Annotated in this window: 14 protein-coding genes and 1 rRNA gene; 10 read left to right on the forward strand and 5 right to left on the reverse strand. The window is 58.9% G+C overall.

Annotation, left to right across the window (positions count from 1 at the left end):
* The 3 genes from AD665_RS09670 to AD665_RS09680 form a co-directional block, all read right to left on the reverse strand.
* Positions 1–430 (reverse strand): 16S ribosomal RNA (locus AD665_RS09670); the annotation flags it as partial.
* Between the two features lie 641 nt (positions 431–1,071).
* A complete protein-coding gene (locus AD665_RS09675) occupies positions 1,072–2,292 on the reverse strand; it encodes a CaiB/BaiF CoA transferase family protein (RefSeq protein ID WP_024778492.1) in 1,221 nt (406 codons plus the stop codon).
* 13 nt (positions 2,293–2,305) lie between these two features.
* On the reverse strand, positions 2,306–3,487 hold the full coding sequence (locus AD665_RS09680; protein WP_024778491.1) for an acyl-CoA dehydrogenase: 1,182 nt from the start codon (positions 3,485–3,487) through the stop codon (positions 2,306–2,308).
* Between the two features lie 157 nt (positions 3,488–3,644).
* Here AD665_RS09680 and AD665_RS09685 point away from each other — a divergent pair, with 157 nt between their 5' ends.
* From AD665_RS09685 to AD665_RS09730, 10 genes are all read left to right on the forward strand, one after another.
* Positions 3,645–4,541, forward strand: a complete 897-nt coding sequence (locus tag AD665_RS09685; protein ID WP_024778490.1) for a LysR family transcriptional regulator — start codon at positions 3,645–3,647, stop codon at positions 4,539–4,541.
* A 435-nt stretch (positions 4,542–4,976) separates the two neighbouring features.
* Positions 4,977–6,098, forward strand: coding sequence for a Re/Si-specific NAD(P)(+) transhydrogenase subunit alpha (locus AD665_RS09690; RefSeq protein WP_053191896.1), 1,122 nt, complete (start codon positions 4,977–4,979; stop codon positions 6,096–6,098).
* 15 nt (positions 6,099–6,113) lie between these two features.
* Positions 6,114–6,434, forward strand: a complete 321-nt coding sequence (locus AD665_RS09695; protein WP_003220416.1) for an NAD(P) transhydrogenase subunit alpha part 2 — start codon at positions 6,114–6,116, stop codon at positions 6,432–6,434.
* Positions 6,434–7,870 carry an NAD(P)(+) transhydrogenase (Re/Si-specific) subunit beta gene (locus AD665_RS09700; protein WP_024778488.1) on the forward strand — a complete coding sequence of 479 codons (1,437 nt, stop codon included), beginning with the start codon at positions 6,434–6,436 and terminating at the stop codon, positions 7,868–7,870. The genes AD665_RS09695 and AD665_RS09700 overlap by 1 nt, the downstream gene beginning before the upstream one ends.
* Before the next feature lie 198 nt (positions 7,871–8,068).
* Positions 8,069–9,562, forward strand: coding sequence for a succinyl-CoA:acetate CoA-transferase ScpC (locus tag AD665_RS09705; protein ID WP_024778487.1), 1,494 nt, complete (start codon positions 8,069–8,071; stop codon positions 9,560–9,562).
* A gap of 324 nt (positions 9,563–9,886) precedes the next feature.
* A complete protein-coding gene (locus AD665_RS09710; RefSeq protein ID WP_024778486.1) occupies positions 9,887–10,102 on the forward strand; it encodes a DUF1127 domain-containing protein in 216 nt (71 codons plus the stop codon).
* A gap of 327 nt (positions 10,103–10,429) precedes the next feature.
* The gene (locus AD665_RS09715; RefSeq protein ID WP_024778485.1) at positions 10,430–10,747 is read left to right on the forward strand and encodes a DUF2388 domain-containing protein; all 318 of its coding nucleotides are present in this window, start codon (positions 10,430–10,432) and stop codon (positions 10,745–10,747) included.
* 107 nt (positions 10,748–10,854) lie between these two features.
* Positions 10,855–11,163 carry a DUF2388 domain-containing protein gene (locus AD665_RS09720; protein WP_053191898.1) on the forward strand — a complete coding sequence of 103 codons (309 nt, stop codon included), beginning with the start codon at positions 10,855–10,857 and terminating at the stop codon, positions 11,161–11,163.
* 26 nt (positions 11,164–11,189) lie between these two features.
* Entirely contained in the window at positions 11,190–11,510 is a 321-nt protein-coding gene (locus tag AD665_RS09725; protein ID WP_003187020.1) for a DUF2388 domain-containing protein, read from the forward strand.
* Positions 11,507–13,468, forward strand: coding sequence for a DUF7844 domain-containing protein (locus tag AD665_RS09730; protein WP_053191899.1), 1,962 nt, complete (start codon positions 11,507–11,509; stop codon positions 13,466–13,468). The genes AD665_RS09725 and AD665_RS09730 overlap by 4 nt, the downstream gene beginning before the upstream one ends.
* A 60-nt stretch (positions 13,469–13,528) precedes the next feature.
* Here the strand turns inward: AD665_RS09730 and trpA are convergent, their stop codons facing one another.
* Both trpA and trpB read right to left on the reverse strand, forming a co-directional pair.
* Positions 13,529–14,341 carry a tryptophan synthase subunit alpha gene (gene trpA / locus AD665_RS09735; RefSeq protein WP_024778482.1) on the reverse strand — a complete coding sequence of 271 codons (813 nt, stop codon included), beginning with the start codon at positions 14,339–14,341 and terminating at the stop codon, positions 13,529–13,531.
* Positions 14,341–15,573: a tryptophan synthase subunit beta gene (gene trpB, locus AD665_RS09740; protein ID WP_024778481.1), complete on the reverse strand. Its 1,233-nt coding sequence runs from the start codon at positions 15,571–15,573 to the stop codon at positions 14,341–14,343. Before trpB ends, trpA begins: the two co-directional genes overlap by 1 nt.
* Positions 15,574–15,616 lie beyond the last annotated feature (43 nt).

The following is a 15,616-nucleotide window of genomic DNA, read 5'->3' on the forward strand; positions in this document are numbered from 1 at the left end:
GTGCTTTACAATCCGAAGACCTTCTTCACACACGCGGCATGGCTGGATCAGGCTTTCGCCCATTGTCCAATATTCCCCACTGCTGCCTCCCGTAGGAGTCTGGACCGTGTCTCAGTTCCAGTGTGACTGATCATCCTCTCAGACCAGTTACGGATCGTCGCCTTGGTGAGCCATTACCTCACCAACTAGCTAATCCGACCTAGGCTCATCTGATAGCGCAAGGCCCGAAGGTCCCCTGCTTTCTCCCGTAGGACGTATGCGGTATTAGCGTCCGTTTCCGAGCGTTATCCCCCACTACCAGGCAGATTCCTAGGCATTACTCACCCGTCCGCCGCTCTCAAGAGGTGCAAGCACCTCTCTACCGCTCGACTTGCATGTGTTAGGCCTGCCGCCAGCGTTCAATCTGAGCCATGATCAAACTCTTCAGTTCAAACATCTTTGGGTTTTGAGAAAACCCTAAACTTGGCTCAGCAATCGTTGGTTACATCTTTGATTTCTCGCGGAGTAACTTGTGATGCTGATAATCTGTTGACTAGCAGTCTGACTCCACAAGCACCCACACGAATTGCTTGATTCAGTTGTTAAAGAGCGGTGGGTTGAGCCTTTCGTCTCAACCGAGGCGCGCATTCTACAGCGCCCCGTGTATCTGTCAAGCGATTATTTTGGAAGTTTTCAAAGTTTTGCTTTTCAAAACCTCAACAACTTCAACCACTTGCGCTTTCGATCTCTCGTTAGCGGGAGGCGAATTCTACAGCGTTAGTCGCTGCTGTCAACACCTCTTTTTCACCGCTTTCGACCGAGAAGATCGAACCGTCAACCGAGCCAGACAACCTGCCCTGCCAACTCCTTCCGCGACTTCGATGAACTGAAGCCCTGCGCCATCTTAAATCGTCTAACTCATTGAAACTCAAGGAGTTTTCCGTTTCGACTGCGCCGGAAGTGGGGCGAATTATAGAGACTCAGAATCTGCCGTCAACCCTTAATTTCGCTTTTCTATCAATACGTTGCGACACACCCGATAAAACGCCGTCTGCACCCGCCAAAAGCCTCCCATCTATATAGAAGAAAGCTTCAAATGACTCCCCCCTCCTTAAAGGCAGTTACAGCCGCTTCATCCAAGCCAAGCACACGTTGCAGCACCTCCAGCGTGTGCTCCCCCAACAAAGGCGGCGCACGATGGTATTCCACAGGCGTCCTGGACAAGCGAATCGGGCTGGCGACCTGTGGCACCTTACCGGCCAACGCATGGGGCAGTTCTATCGACAACCCACGAGCCCGCACCTGTGGATCGGCAAACACCTGCTCCAGATCGTTGATCGGCCCGCATGGCACGCCGGCCTGCTCCAACTGGGCCACCCATTCGGCAGTGGTCTTGAACACCGTCGCCTGGCGAATCAATGGGATCAGCACCGCTCGGTTCGCCACCCGCTGCTTGTTCGTTACAAAACGAGGATCATCAGCCCACTGCGGTTGACCAGCGACTTCAGCAAACTTGCGGAACTGGCCGTCGTTACCCACGGTAAGAATGAAGTCGCCATCAGCCGTAGGAAAATCCTGATAAGGCACGATATTGGGGTGAGCGTTGCCCAATCGTTTCGGCGCATTGCCTGTCGTCAGGTAGTTCATCGCCTGGTTGGCCAGGCAAGCCACTTGAACGTCCAGCAATGCCATGTCGATGTGCTGACCATCACCTGCCTGGTCGCGGTGAGCCAGCGCCGCCAGGATGGCCGCAGTTGAATAAAGCCCCGTGAGGATGTCAGTCAGCGCAACCCCGACCTTCACCGGCCCAGCCCCCTCCTCTCCTTCAGGCCTCCCGGTGAGACTCATCAAGCCCCCCAACCCCTGGATCATGAAGTCATAACCGGCGCGCTTTGCATAAGGACCGGTTTGGCCAAACCCGGTGATCGAGCAATAGATCAAACGCGGGTTGATCGTCTTCAGTGAGTCGTAGTCCAGGCCATATGCCGCGAGCCCACCGACCTTGAAGTTCTCGATCAGGATGTCGGACTTGGCCGCCAGCTCCCGCACCAGGTTCTGTCCCTCGGGCCGGGTGAAGTCGATGGTGACCGATTGCTTGTTGCGGTTGGCTGACAGGTAATAAGCCGCCTCGGTCGTATTTTCTCCACGACCATCCTTCAGGAAGGGAGGCCCCCAGGCGCGCGTGTCATCACCATTGCCCGGGCGCTCGACCTTGATGACCTCCGCCCCCAGGTCCGCCAGTATCTGGCCGGCCCACGGCCCGGCCAGGACCCTCGATAAATCCAGTACCCGCAGGTGCGAAAGCGCGCCCATGGCCGTCCTCCTATTAATAGAACGCCTGGATACCGGTTTGCGCACGACCGAGGATCAGCGCATGCACATCGTGAGTCCCTTCATAAGTGTTCACCACTTCCAGATTCACCAGATGACGGGCAACGCCGAACTCATCGGAGATACCATTGCCACCCAGCATGTCCCGCGCCATACGCGCGATATCCAGGGATTTGCCGCAAGAGTTGCGCTTCATGATCGAAGTGATCTCCACCGCCGCCGTGCCTTCATCCTTCATACGCCCCAGACGCAGGCATCCTTGCAGAGCAAGGGTGATTTCAGTCTGCATGTCGGCCAGCTTCTTCTGGATCAACTGAGTGGCCGCCAGTGGACGACCAAACTGCTGGCGATCCAGGGTGTATTGGCGGGCGGTGTGCCAGCAGAATTCGGCAGCCCCCAAGGCGCCCCAGGAAATGCCGTAACGTGCCGAGTTCAGGCAAGTAAACGGACCTTTCAGACCACGCACATCCGGGAAGATGTTCTCTTCTGGAACAAACACGTTGTCCATGACGATCTCGCCGGTGATGGAAGCCCGCAGCCCGACCTTGCCATGAATGGCCGGCGCGCTCAGGCCCTTCCAGCCCTTCTCCAATACAAAGCCCCGGATATCACCGGCGTCGTCCTTGCCCCATACGACAAACACATCGGCTATCGGACTGTTGGTGATCCACATCTTACTGCCCGTCAGGCTGTAGCCACCTTCGACTTTGCGCGCACGAGTAAGCATCGCGCCCGGGTCAGAACCATGGTTCGGCTCGGTCAGACCGAAACATCCGATCCACTCACCGGAGGCTAGCTTTGGCAGGTACTTCTGTTTCTGGGCCTCAGTACCAAACTCGTTGATAGGCACCATGACCAGCGAGGACTGCACGCTCATCATCGAGCGGTACCCGGAGTCAACACGTTCCACTTCACGGGCGATCAAGCCATAGCTGACGTAGTTCAAGCCACTGCCGCCGTACTGTTCGGGGATGGTGGCGCCCAGAAGCCCGACCTCCCCCATCTCACGAAAAATCGCTGGATCGGTCTTTTCATGACGGAACGCTTCCAGCACCCGCGGCGCAAGCTTCTGCTGGGCGAACTGCTCGGCAGTGTCGCGGATCATGCGTTCTTCTTCGGTGAGTTGCTGGTCCAGCAACAGTGGATCGATCCAGTTGAAGCTCGCTTTACCGGCCATGAAAAAATCCTCGCCAATCAAATGAAAAATCGTGGATTGATCCTAGGCGCGGTTTCCTACGAGGGCAAACGACGATTACGCATGTGCTTGTGCTAATTTCTCACTCCGTAAACGTCAGAATCGCTGTTTATGCCAACGATCAGTGAGGTCACCGTACATGCGCCGCAAGATCCCCAGCACTGCCGCACTGGTTAGCTTTGAAGCCGCCGCTCGCCATGAGAGCTTCACCAAGGCCGCGCAGGAGCTTTCTCTCACGCAAGGGGCGATCTGCCGACAGATCGCCAGTCTGGAGGACTTTCTCAGCGTGGAGTTGTTCCGACGCTCGCGGCGCGGCGTCAAGCTGACTGAAGCAGGACTTTCCTATAGCCGCCGTGTTGCCACCCAACTGGACGCTGTCGAGCGAGATACGCTTTCGGTGATGGGGCACACCGGCGCGAACGTGATCGAGCTGGCCGTGGTTCCCACGTTTGGAACCCAATGGCTGTTACCTCGCCTGAAGGATTTCCAGCAGCAACATCCAGAGGTCACCGTCAACCTGACCAACCGCACGCGCCCCTTTCTGTTTGCGGACACGGACTTTGACGCCGCCATCTACTTTGGCGACGCCGACTGGTCCGGTACCGAATCCCACAAACTCATGGGCGAAAACCCCATGCCAGTGTGCAGCCCCGCACTGCTGGGCGACCGCAATAACCTGACACCGCAAGCCATTGCCGAGTTGCCTCTGCTCCAGCAGACCACCCGTCCATATGCCTGGCGGCAGTGGTTCAACGCGCAAGACCTCAACATTGCGCGCGACCTGACAGGTCCGCGTTATGAACTATTCTCCATGCTTGCCCAAGCCGCCATGCACGACATGGGAATAGCCTTGATTCCGCCCTTCCTGATACAGCGGGAATTGGCAGAAAAACGCTTGGTCGTTGCCAACAGCAATGCGTTATCGAGCATCAAGGCCTATTACCTGATGATCCCGGAACGAAAGGTCGAATCCGCGTCTCTGCGGGCTTTTCGTGATTGGCTGGTGAGCCAAGCTAGAGGGTATCTACTTGATTAATAAGGAAATCATTCACAACGCTGTCTGGTAGTAAGCTAATAAAAAGCGCTACAGATATAAGTTTTTGTCGCAATCAGTCAATCTGTTCATAAATCAGTACAGTAGTCTCAGAAGCGTTCAAATACGTGGCTTTGAGCCACATCGCCCCGCTCATTACGGCTCATTCATCTGACCGATGGGGAAATTTATCAATTTGAGCCTGAATCCGGGAAAGGCAAGGCCTGCAAGGGTTGAGGGCCGATGATTGCGACATTCGGTCACAGGGTGACTTGTAGTTAATTTTTCGTCACCCGTCATAATCCCTTGAAGGGCTGTATTTTCGCCTGCAAAATGCCGCGCCCCGCCTGATTCGGCGGGATCGTGCTGATCCGCCGCCCCAGCCGCACCATCCGAAGTGCATGGGTTTACTCAATAAGATCACGCAGGAGATTTGACGTGCACATTGGTGTTCCTCTCGAAACCCAGACGGGTGAAACACGGGTTGCTGCTACCCCGGAAACCATCAAGAAGCTGATCGGCCAAGGTCATAAAGTGACTGTTCAAAGCGGCGCGGGCCTCAAGGCCAGCGTTATCGACAGTGCCTATGAAGCCGCCGGCGCGACCATTGGCAGCGCCAGCGACGCGTTCGGGGCCGAACTGATTCTCAAGGTGGTTGCTCCCAGCGACAGCGAACTGGCGCTGATCAAGAGCGGCACCGTTCTGGTGGGCATGCTCAATCCGTTCAACAACGAAACCATCGCCAAACTGGCGGAATGCGGCATTACCGCGTTCGCCCTCGAGGCGGCCCCACGTACATCCCGCGCCCAGAGCCTGGATGTGCTGTCGTCCCAAGCCAACATCGCCGGCTACAAGGCCGTGTTGCTGGCCGCGCACTACTACCCACGCTTTATGCCGATGCTGATGACGGCGGCGGGCACCGTGAAAGCGGCGCGCGTGCTGATTCTCGGCGCAGGCGTGGCCGGGTTGCAGGCGATTGCCACGGCTAAACGCCTGGGTGCGGTGATCGAGGCTTCGGACGTGCGTCCGGCAGTGAAGGAACAAATCGAATCCCTCGGCGCCAAGTTCGTCGACGTGCCTTATGAAACCGACGAAGAACGCGAATGTGCCGTCGGTGTCGGCGGTTATGCTCGCCCCATGCCCGCAAGCTGGATGCAACGCCAGGCCCAGGCTGTGCACGAGCGCGCCAAGCAGGCTGACATCGTCATCACCACCGCGCTGATCCCCGGCCGCAAGGCACCGACCTTGCTGAGCGCCGAAACCGTGGCACAGATGAAACCCGGCTCGGTGGTGATTGACCTCGCGGCAGCCCAGGGCGGCAACTGCCCGCTGACCGTGGCCGATCAGGTGGTTGTCGAGAACGGCGTGACCATCGTCGGCCCGACCAACCTGGCCGGCGAAGTCGCAGCCGATGCTTCGGCGCTGTACGCCCGTAACCTGCTGGACTTCCTGAAGCTGGTCTTCACCAAGGAAGGTCAGTTCGACGTGAACCTGGAAGACGACATCGTCGCCGCGTGCCTGATGTGCCGCGACGGCCAAGTCATCCGCAAAAACGCCTAAGCAGGGATTCAGACAATGGAAGAGCTTATCTCCCCCGGTATCTACAACCTGATCATCTTCGTGCTGGCGATTTATGTCGGTTATCACGTGGTCTGGAACGTAACGCCTGCACTGCACACCCCCTTGATGGCGGTGACCAACGCCATTTCGGCGATCGTGATCGTCGGCGCGATGCTCGCCGCCGCGCTGACCGTGACGCCGCTGGGCAAGACCATGGGCACCCTGGCTGTGGCCCTGGCTGCCGTAAACGTATTCGGTGGCTTCCTGGTGACGCGCCGCATGCTTGAGATGTTCAAGAAAAAAGCCCCGAAAGCAAAAGAAGAGGCGCCCAAGTAATGAGCATGAACCTGGTAACGACGCTGTACCTGATCGCGTCGATCTGTTTCATCCAGGCCCTCAAGGGCCTGTCGCACCCGACCACATCCCGTCGCGGAAACCTGTTCGGCATGCTCGGCATGGCGCTGGCGATCGCCACGACCGTGGGCCTCATCTATAAGCTGGGGGCCGAGCTTGCCACCGCAGGCATCGGTTATGTCATCGTCGGCCTGCTGATCGGCGGCACCGCCGGTTCGATCATGGCCAAACGCGTCGAGATGACCAAGATGCCGGAGCTGGTGGCGTTCATGCACAGCATGATCGGCCTGGCGGCCGTGTTCATTGCCATCGCTGCTGTCGTCGAGCCGCAATCCCTGGGCATCGTCAAGCAACTGGGCGACTCGATTCCGGCCGGTAACCGCCTGGAGCTGTTCCTCGGCGCGGCGATCGGCGCAATCACCTTCTCAGGTTCCGTGATCGCCTTCGGCAAGCTGTCCGGCAAATACAAGTTCCGCCTGTTCCAGGGGGCGCCGGTGCAGTTCGGCGGCCAGCACAAGCTCAACCTGATCCTGGGCCTGGCCACGCTGGGACTGGGCGTGACGTTCATGGTCACGGGCAACCTCGGCGCGTTCGCCCTGATGCTGGCCTTGGCATTCGTGCTGGGCGTGCTGATCATCATCCCCATCGGCGGTGCGGACATGCCAGTGGTGGTGTCGATGCTCAACAGCTATTCGGGCTGGGCCGCGGCCGGTATCGGTTTCTCGCTGAACAACTCGATGCTGATCATCGCCGGCTCCCTGGTGGGCTCCAGCGGTGCGATCCTCTCCTACATCATGTGCAAGGCCATGAACCGTTCGTTCTTCAACGTACTGCTGGGCGGCTTCGGCAATAGCGCCGATGCGGCGGGCCCGGCTGGTTCGAAAGAAGCGCGTCCGGTGAAGTCGGGCTCCGCGGATGACGCAACGTTCCTGCTGACCAACGCCGATACCGTGATCATCGTGCCGGGCTATGGCTTGGCGGTGGCCCGGGCGCAGCATGCCTTGAAAGAGCTGACCGAGAAGTTGACTCACCATGGCGTGACCGTGAAGTACGCGATCCACCCGGTGGCCGGTCGCATGCCCGGACACATGAACGTGTTGCTGGCCGAGGCCGAGGTGCCATACGACCAGGTGTTCGAGATGGAGGACATCAACTCCGAGTTCGGCCAGGCCGACGTGGTCCTGGTGCTTGGCGCCAACGACGTGGTCAACCCGGCAGCGAAGAACGATCCGAAATCGCCGATTGCCGGTATGCCGATCCTCGAAGCCTTCAAGGCCAAGACCATCATCGTCAACAAGCGCTCCATGGCCAGCGGCTATGCCGGCCTGGACAACGAGCTGTTCTATCTGGACAAGACCATGATGGTGTTCGGTGACGCCAAGAAAGTCATCGAAGACATGGTCAAAGCGGTGGAATAACGCTCTCTGCTTCACTGAAACGCCCCGACTTGTCGGGGCGTTTTGATTTGTATCAAGGCCCGATGTTACCGATCCGGTAATGATGTTTTGCCTGAAACCCTCGTAATAGACGCCTAAAATGCGACTTTTGTCGCGGGTCGGGTACGGCGCGAATTCACTAGACTGCGCATCCATGCTCCCAGCCCGAGAAAACACTTCATGTACCGTGACCGCATTCGCCTGCCTTCCTTGTTGGATAAAGTGATGAGCGCTGCCGACGCAGCGTTGTTGATCGAGGACGGCATGACCGTCGGCATGAGCGGCTTCACCCGCGCCGGTGAAGCGAAAGCAGTCCCCCACGCCCTGGCCGAGCGCGCCAAGGTCAGCCCGCTGAAAATCAGCCTGATGACCGGCGCCAGCCTGGGTAACGACCTCGACAAGGAGCTCACTCAAGCCGGTGTGCTGGCTCGACGCATGCCGTTCCAGGTCGACAGCACCTTGCGCAAGGCGATCAATGCAGGCGAGGTGATGTTCATCGATCAGCATCTTTCGGAAACCGTCGAGCAGTTGCGCAATGCCCAACTCAAGCTACCTGACATTGCCGTGATCGAAGCAGTCGCCATCACCGAGCAAGGCCACATCGTTCCGACCACATCAGTAGGTAACTCCGCCAGTTTTGCCATCTTCGCCCGACAAGTGATCGTTGAAATCAACCTGGCCCACAACCCGGACCTGGAAGGATTGCACGACATCTATATCCCAACCTATCGCCCGACCCGCACGCCGATTCCACTGGTAAAAGCCGACGACCGTATCGGCAGTACCGCCATCCCGATCCCTCCGGAAAAAATCGCTGCCATAGTCATTACCGACCAAGGCGACTCACCGTCGACCGTCACACCACCGGACAACGACACCCAGGCCATTGCCGATCACCTGATCGAATTCTTCAAGCGGGAAGTCGCAGCCGGGCGCATGACCAACAAGCTTGGCCCCCTGCAGGCCGGTATCGGCAACATTGCCAATGCCGTGATGTGCGGTTTGATCGATTCGCCCTTCGAAGAACTGACCATGTACTCCGAGGTACTGCAGGACTCCACTTTCGACCTGATCGACGCCGGCAAACTGAGCTTCGCCTCAGGCAGCTCCATCACGCTGTCGAGCCGGCGCAATGCCGATGTGTTCGCCAACCTGGAGAAGTACAAGGACAAACTGGTCCTGCGACCACAAGAGATTTCCAATCATCCTGAAATCGTCCGCCGCCTGGGCATCATCGCCATCAATACCGCCCTGGAGTTCGACCTGTACGGCAACGTCAACTCTACCCATGTCTGCGGTACACGGATGATGAATGGCATCGGCGGCTCAGGAGACTTTGCCCGCAATGCGCACCTGGCGATCTTCGTGACCAAGTCGATCGCGAAGGGAGGCGCCATCTCCAGCGTCGTCCCCATGGTCAGCCACGTGGACCACACCGAGCATGATGTCGATATCCTGGTCACCGAGGTCGGCTTGGCCGACCTGCGAGGTCTGGCACCGCGTGAACGGGCACGGGTGATCATCGACCATTGCGTGCACCCGACCTATCGTCAGGCCTTGAAGGAGTATTTTGACGCGGCGTGCGCCTTGGGTGGGCATACGCCGCACATCCTGCGCGAAGCATTGAGTTGGCACCTGAACCTGGAAGAGACCGGGCGTATGTTGGCCGTTTGATACAGCTGGAACAACGCTACAGCACGTACAGTTTGGATCGGTCAAAGACTCGCAGCCAGATCCTACAAAAACTGTACTGCTGTACCGGTGTTTTCCTGGCCATTTTTACTGTTCAACCCTCCACCCCTTCACAAATTGCACCACAACAGTGCAGATAGGTACAGTTGCCTCGATATAGACCAGTACACCACCCTTTAACAGTTAACTGGTCGCGCACAATACTAGAGAACTGTATCTACAGTGTCTGGCCAAACGAGAGGATCATGGGCACCAGTTAAAGTTAAACCACTACCTAATCCCGCCATAAGCGGAAGGATGTCAACCATGGAACGTACACTCAGTTCCGAGCTGTTTTTCGAAGACAACGCTGCAAAAAACCAGGCTTCCCTGCCTCTTCGCGTTATTGCCAACCTGATGTTGTGGCAGCGCCGCATCGCCAGCCGCCATCAACTGGCTCGTCTGGATGCCCGCCTGCTGGCTGACGCTGGTATCAGCGAAGCACAACGCTACGAAGAGCTGAGCAAGCCGTTCTGGCGCTAACTCAGCGTCGCTGGCCCTGACCCATCGGGTCCACCGCCAGCACCGAATTGAACAAACAAGACCCGTCGCGGGAAACCGCGACGGGTCTTGTCGTTTCGGAGCCTGGATTTCGGTGCTGGCTCCAGAAGAGGTACAGTTTCCATAAAATGGATTATTGCAGGTACAGTTTAACCTGCATCCCAAAAGCGCAAGAAAGGACGTCCATATCGAAGCTGTCCTGCTTCGCGATCTGACTTACTATCCAGTCGAGCGTGGCGAAGCGAGTCGGACAGGCGCCTCCTTTCCCGCAACAAGAATCGGCATTCCCATCATCCAAGGAGCCTCATCATGATCCGTCTTCGTCTGCTCAGCGTTGCAGCCTTGCTGGCCGTAGCCGCCCAGGCCAATGCCAGTAGCTTCATCGTCACCACCGACTCCATCGTGGGGGCGCTCAAGGCCACGTCTGACGCGTCATCTGATGCGACTTCGTCGCTGCGGGACAACAAAATTGTCCAGGCAGCCCGTGACGATGCCGCCAGTTTCGTCGCCAGCGAAGGCGCTATCCGTGGCGTAAAGCTGGAAAGTGCCCTCGATCTGATCCGCCAGCAGGCCCCGCAATTGAACGCCACCGATGCACAGTTGGCCCAGGCGATCCTGGTGATCTGATCCAACATGAAACATCGGGCTGCCGAAGGTAATCCCGATGTTTCAGCGCTGGCTCTGGCCCGACGGTTTGCGCTAGCCTTCAGGTTCGCCATCAACCGTCGAGTGCCATGCGTTTTATTTCAGATCTGCCTATCGCTTTGTTCCTGGTCGCTTCCTGCTGGTCCGTTTCGGCTCATGCCTTCGATGTATCCACCCAACAGGTGGTTGTGAGCGGTTATGCCACGAGCATGGTGACCTCCGCGCCCTTCGACCATAAACTGATCGTCGCCGCTCGCGATGACGCAGCGGCGTTCGTTGCCAGTGACGGACAGTTGCGAGGCGCACGACTGGAGTCGGCCTTGGCTTATCTACGCCAGACCCAGCCAAAACTTCATGTCAGCGACCTTGAACTGGCACAGGCAATTCTCGTCCAATAGTTATCCCTACTTTCCGGAGTCGTTCCATGCGTAGCCCGCTGATTGCTGCCGCCCTAGGCCTGCTGGTATTGGCCGATGTGGCCCAGGCACATACCCTGGTAGCCACCAGTAACATCATCGTTCGCGCCTCGCAGCGCACGATCGATTTCACCTCCGACACCACCACTTCCATCCGTGATTCGAAAATCGTCCGCGAAGCCCATGACGATGCCGCCAGCTTCGTCGCCAGCAACGGTGAAATCCGCGGAGCTCACCTCGAAGCCGCCTTTGATACCTTGCGTACCCGCGTGCCGGAAGCCCGCGATGCCAGTGACCAGGTCCTCGCCGAAGCCATCCTCGCACTGTGAGGCGGCTCGCCGCCTGGCTGGCGGCCGGAGTCCTGCTGCTCATGGGCGGCACTGTCCAGGCCGGCCTGCGACTGCACCTCAACGGCGAAGGCCTGAGCCCCGCGCAGCAGCAAGCCAGCCAGGCACTGCTCGATGAAGCCATGGCAGCCTTGCCGCCACGCTTCATCGAGCAACTGAACCGTCGTATCGATGTCGGCTGGACCGACCAGATGCCCGCCAACGCCTATGGCCAAGCCTCGCTGGTGTCGCAGCTCGATCTCAATAGCAATCTGCTCGACAGCCTCACGGACGGCAGCGCCGCTACCCAGAAGACTCATCGTCCCCACGGCACCGTGCGGCGGGAAATGCTCGCCACCGTCCTGCATGAACTGACCCACATCTACGACCGCGCGCGTTTATGGCCGGATGCCGAGCGCGCGTTGATCCAGCGCTGCACGCGACGCCACAGCAGCGCCGGGCTGATCGGCCTTCCAGATGAGTGTCGGGGCCAGAACGACCGCCGCTTCACCCTCAGTGACGATCCCCGCCTGCTGGACCTGGCCGGCTGGCCGCAGTACGTCGGTCGTCGCGGCGAACGGGAGCAGCACAACCGCCAGGTCGCCCGCAGTCCGGATCTCTACGAGACCAGCAGCCCCAAGGAATTCGTTGCGGTCAATATGGAGTACTTTCTCCTCGACCCGAGCTATGCCTGCCGAAGGCCCGCGCTGTACCGCTATTACCAGGAACACTTTGGGTGGGCTCCACCCGCCAAGGACACCTGCGCCAAGTCGTTCGCCTTCCTCAATGCCGGCAACGACTTCGCCAGGACCCCACTGGGCAAGGTCGACCCGGAACGGGTCTACGCCATCGATTACCTATTGGCCGAAGCCAACCAGAATTGGGTCAGCCGCTGGGGGCACAGCATGCTCCGGTTGGTGATCTGCGCACCCGGCCGACCACGTGGGCCGGATTGCCGATTGGATCTGGACCAACACCTGGTTCTCTCGTACCGCGCCTTCGTGGGTGATGTGCAGTTGTCCAGTTGGGATGGCCTGGTGGGCAAGTACCCGTCGCGCCTGTTTGTATTGCCGCTGGCCCAGGTGATCGACGAATACACCAAGACTGAACTGCGCAGCCTGGCGTCCGTGCCGCTGAACCTGTCACGGACCGAGATTGAGGAGACGGTCGAACATGCCGCCGAAATGCATTGGAGCTACGACGGCAACTATTACTTCCTGTCCAATAACTGCGCGGTAGAGAGCTTGAAGCTGCTGCGCAGCGGCAGCAATAACGAGCAACTCAAGGGCCTCGACAGCATCATGCCCAACGGATTGTTGGAAGTGCTCAAGGGGCGGGGCCTGGCGGATACCAGCGTGTTGGACGATCCCAAGGAAGCCCTGCGCCTGGGCTACCGCTTCGACTCATTTCGCGATCGATATCAGGCGATGTTCAATGTGCTGAAAAAGTACCTGCCGATCAAACAACAATCGGTGGAGGACTGGCTGGCCCTGGATGCCGCCGAGCGTCGTGTCTGGTTCGAACAGGCCGACCTGCGCACCAGCGCGGCGTTGCTGCTGCTGGAACAGGCCAGTTATCGCCGGCAACTGCTGCTGGCCCAGGATGAAGTCAAACAACGTTACCTCGGTGCCCGGGAATTGCAGAACGGAGGCATGGAACGGGCCAACGCGACGCTGCAACAGATCCTCGCCAACAGCGGTTTCCTGAGCCGCCCCGCGGAGTTGCTGGGCAGTAGCGGCTACGGGTTGCCACAACCCAGCGAGTGGCAGCGACTGGAATCGGAAAGCAGCCTGCGCCAGAAACAGCTTCAAACACTGACGGGAGATCTGGACAAGGAAGTCCGGGCGCTGCTCGAGCCTAGCCGCGCTGCTGAAATCGCCGCGAGCGAGGCCAACGTCAAGGAGCTTGGTAAGCATTTGCGCAAGCTGCACAAGGCGAGCGGTGGGTTGGAATTGCCCTAGTGTCCCAGGCATAAAAAAGGGTTCAGAACTTGGTTCTGAACCCTTTTTTTCAGCAATAAATCAGCTCACGCGCGCCTTACGCACACCGTCAGCCAAGGCGGCGCACAAGCTCAGCACACCATCGACAGCCTGCTCCGAGGTCTCGGCGCTGGCGATATGGTCGATCAACGCCGAGCCTACCACCACGCCATCGGCCAACCGAGCAATGGCGGCGGCCTGCTCCGGCGTGCGGATACCAAAACCGATGCTGATCGGCAGATCGGTATGGCGACGCAGACGCGCCACGGCTTCTTCCACATGCTCGAGCGTCGCGGCACCGGCGCCGGTCACACCCGCCACAGACACGTAGTACACAAAGCCCGAGCTGCCATTGAGCACGGTCGGCAACCGCACATCATCAGTGGTCGGTGTGGTCAGGCGGATGAAGTCCAGGCCCGCAGCCTGGGCTGGATCGCACAGTTCGCCGTTGTGCTCGGGCGGCATGTCCACCACGATCAGACCATCAACGCCGGAATCCAGCGCCTCGCCAATGAAGCGCTGCACCCCATAACGATGGATCGGGTTGAAGTAGCCCATCAGCACCAGCGGTGTTTCGGTGTTGCCTTTACGGAACTCGCGAACCATCTGCAGGGTTTTCGCCAGGTTCTGTTGGGCTCCCAACGCACGGATGTTCGCCAACTGGATCGCCGGGCCATCGGCCATCGGATCGGTGAACGGCATGCCCAGTTCGATCACATCGGCACCGGCCGCAGGCAGTCCCTTGAGGATCGCCAGCGAAGTGTCGTAGTTCGGGTCGCCAGCGGTCACGAAAGTCACCAAGGCGGCGCGATTCTGTTGCTTGAGTTCGGCAAAGCGGGTTTGCAGGCGGCTCATCAGTGTTTCTCCTGCTGGGACTGTTCCATGTGGTGCATCACGGTTTGCATGTCTTTGTCGCCACGGCCGGACAGGTTGACCACCATCAGGTGATCCTTGGGCAGGTTCGGCGCACGCTTGAACACTTCAGCCAGGGCATGGGAGCTTTCCAGCGCAGGAATGATGCCCTCCAGGCGGCAGCATTTGTGGAAGGCGTCCAGAGCCTCGGTATCGGTGATCGAGGTGTACTGGACACGGCCGATGTCGTGCAACCAGGCGTGTTCCGGACCGATCCCCGGGTAGTCGAGGCCGGCGGAAATCGAATGAGCGTCGATGATCTGGCCATCATCGTCCTGCAACAGGAAGGTGCGATTGCCGTGCAATACACCGGGGATACCGCCGTTCAGGCTCGCCGCGTGCTTGCCGGTTTCAATGCCATAACCAGCCGCTTCGACGCCGATGATGTCGACGCTCTTATCATCCAGGAACGGGTGGAACAGGCCCATCGCATTGGAGCCGCCGCCAATGCACGCCACCAGGCTGTCCGGCAGGCGACCTTCTTGTGCTTGCAGTTGATCGCGGGTTTCCTTGCCGATCACTGCCTGGAAGTCACGAACCATGGCCGGATACGGGTGCGGGCCAGCCACGGTGCCGATCAGGTAGAACGTGCTGTCGACGTTAGTGACCCAGTCGCGCAGCGCCTCGTTCATGGCATCCTTCAGGGTCCCGGTACCGGCGACCACCGGAATGACCTCGGCGCCAAGCAATTTCATGCGGAACACGTTGGCCTGTTGGCGCTCGATGTCGGTGGTGCCCATGTAGATTACACAATCCAGGCCGAAACGTGCGGCCACGGTGGCAGTGGCCACGCCATGCATGCCGGCGCCGGTCTCGGCGATGATGCGTTTTTTGCCCATGCGCCGCGCCAGCAGAATCTGACCAATGCAATTGTTGATCTTGTGCGCGCCAGTGTGGTTCAGCTCTTCACGCTTGAGATAGATCTTCGCGCCGCCACAGTATTCAGTCAGACGTTCAGCGAAGTAGAGCGGGCTCGGACGACCGACGTAGTCCCGCTGGAAGTAGGCCAATTCCTCGAGGAACGCCGGATCTTCCTTCGCGACTTCGTATTCACGGGCCAGATCGAGGATCAACGGCATGAGGGTTTCGGCCACATAGCGGCCGCCGAACGCACCGAACAGGCCGTTGGCGTCGGGACCGCTGCGCAGGTTGAAAGGGGTCGTAGACTGGGTCATGGAACGCTCCAGGCAAATGCATGAGAAGACAATGAGGCTCACT

This window comes from Pseudomonas corrugata (assembly GCF_001269905.1).
GTDB classification, from domain to species: domain Bacteria; phylum Pseudomonadota; class Gammaproteobacteria; order Pseudomonadales; family Pseudomonadaceae; genus Aquipseudomonas; species Aquipseudomonas corrugata.